Below are 2,534 nucleotides of genomic sequence, written 5' to 3' on the forward strand. Positions count from 1 at the left end.
GCCTACGACGCGCCGCGCGAACTGGCCGCCGACCTGGCCGTGATCGCTGCCTCGCTGTCCGCCCACCATGCCGCGCCCATCGCGCGGCTGCGCCTGTCGGGCCTGCAGCAGGCGGTCGAGGTGTTCGGCTTCCACCTGGCCACCGTGGACCTGCGCCAAAGTTCCGACGTACACGAACGGGTGCTGACCGAACTGTTCACGCGCGCCGGCACGCAAGCCGACGGCAAGCCGATGGACTACTCCCGCCTGGACGAAGACGCGCGCGTGGTATTGCTGCGCGCCGAACTGGCGCAAGCGCGGCCGCTGGCCTCGCCCTGGATCGCCTACAGTGAAGAAACCACGCGCGAACTGGCCGTGCTGCGCGCCGCCGCGGCAGGCCGAGCGCGCTACGGGCGGCTGGCGGTGCAACAGACCATCGTGTCGCACACCGAAACGCTGAGCGATTTGCTGGAAGTGCTGGTGCTGCAGAAGGAAACCGGGCTGATCGACGCCCCCGGCATCGAAATCGGCGCCGGCGACGGCCTGATGGTGGTGCCGTTGTTCGAGACCATTCCCGACCTGGAACGCGGCCCGGAAATCATGGCCGCCTGGCTGGACCTGCCCGAGGTGCGCCAGCGCGTGAAGCGGGCGCAGAACGGCACCCAGGAAGTCATGCTGGGCTATTCCGACAGCAACAAAGACGGCGGCTTTCTCACGTCGAACTGGTCGCTGTACCAGGCCGAGCGCGCCCTGGTGGATGTGTTCAGCGCGCGCAATGTGCGGCTGCGCCTGTTCCACGGGCGCGGCGGCTCGGTGGGCCGCGGCGGCGGTTCCAGCTTCGACGCCATCCTGGCGCAGCCGCCGGGCACCGTGGCCGGGCAACTGCGCCTGACGGAACAAGGCGAGGTCATCCAGAGCAAGTACAAAGACGCCGAGGTGGGCCGCTGGCACCTGGAACTGCTGGTGGCGGCCACGCTGGAATCCACCCTGGCCCCGCGTGCCGCGGCCACCAGCGCGGAAGACGCGCGCATGGCGCACTACGGCCCGGCCATGTCGTTCATGTCGGAAACCGCGCAGCGCAGCTATCGCGGCCTGGTGTACGACACCCCCGGCTTCGCCGAGTACTTCTTCGCCGCCACTCCCATTACCGAAATCGCCGGCCTGAACATCGGCTCGCGCCCGGCCTCGCGCAAGCAGGGCCAACACATCGACGACCTGCGCGCCATTCCGTGGGGGTTTTCGTGGGCGCAATGCCGCTTGATGCTGACCGGCTGGTATGGCGTCGGGTCGGCCATCGAGGCGTACCTGGAAACCGGCGCCCCCGGCGCGCCCCGGTCGCGCCGCGCGCGCCTGGCCCAACTGCGCGAAATGGCGCGCGAATGGCCGGCGTTCCGCACGCTGCTGTCCAACATGGAAATGGTGCTGGCCAAATCCGACCTTGCCATCGCGGCGCGCTACGCCCAACTGGTGCCGGGCCGCTCGTTGCGCGAACGCATTTTCGGGCAGATCAGCGCCGAGCACGGCCGCACCATCGCCGTGCTGCGCCTGCTGACCCAACGCGAGCTACTGGCCGACAACCCCGCGCTGCGGGAATCGCTGCGCGAACGCTTTGCCTACATCGACCCGCTGAACTACCTGCAGATCGAACTGATCCGGCGCTACCGGAATGAACAGCGCGACGGCTCGAAAGAACCGGACAAGCGGGTGCGCAGCGCCATCCATCTCACCATCAACGGGATTGCCGCGGGACTACGGAACTCGGGGTAGTCGCCAGCTTGGTACGTTGGTACGGTGAGGCGCGGTTCTTTTGGCGTCGCGGCGGGGGCGGGAAAGCGGCCCGGCTTCACGGGGACGCCCGGGCGCCCCGCGCGCCCGGGACCGCGTCGTCAACCTCGTCAGCCTGCGGCTTCCTTCGGTTTCCCTCGCTCGCCCCCGAGGCGCCGGGCCGCTTTCCCGCCCCCGCCGCGACTTGCACCTGTCCAAGCTTCCGACAACGCCGGGACGAACTGCGTTCTTGCGCTTCGTGGCGATTTTTAGGACAGGGAAAAAGAAATTGTCGGGCCGCGCGCGAAGGCCGCCCACCGCGGCCTTCGCGCGCATTCGGGCGTGAATGATCGAGAGGGTGTGGCGCCGTTGGGCGCAGGGCTGGCTCGCAAAGAGCGGGCCCGAGACCGGCCATGCGGCCAGCTTGGTGGAGTTCGGGCGTCGGCTGGCTGCCCCCCGCCAGGCTGCCAAACACCGCCCCGCCGGGATGTTGCCGGGTGTCTGGCTCCTCTGGTGCCAGACACCGTTGTGTGCCACGACAATCTCAGTAGGACGGTGTCGGGCACCCTGGCGGGAGCCCGACACCCAACACCCTGGCACCTTTCGGAGCCAGACACCCGGCCATACCCACGAATGCCCGCGGAAGCCGCGCTGGGCGGCTTCCGCGGGCGGCCCCGCACGATGTTTTTCCCTTTCCCCACCCCGCGCCAAGATGCAAGAACCCGGCCCGCCCCAGCGGCGCAACCTCGATGATCAGATGCAAGTCGGCGGGGGATGGGGGCGGGTGGCGA

1 protein-coding gene is annotated in these 2,534 nt (G+C 69.1%); it reads left to right on the plus strand.

All coding sequences use genetic code 11. The features are described 5' to 3' along the window. The coding region (locus LPZ50_RS24030) for a phosphoenolpyruvate carboxylase (protein ID WP_230665359.1) at window positions 1-1,746 on the plus strand (1,746 nt) is incomplete at its 5' end. Between the last annotated feature and the right edge of the window lie 788 nt (window positions 1,747-2,534).

Source organism: Bordetella petrii, assembly GCF_020991325.1.
Lineage (GTDB): Bacteria > Pseudomonadota > Gammaproteobacteria > Burkholderiales > Burkholderiaceae_B > Bordetella_A > Bordetella_A petrii_E.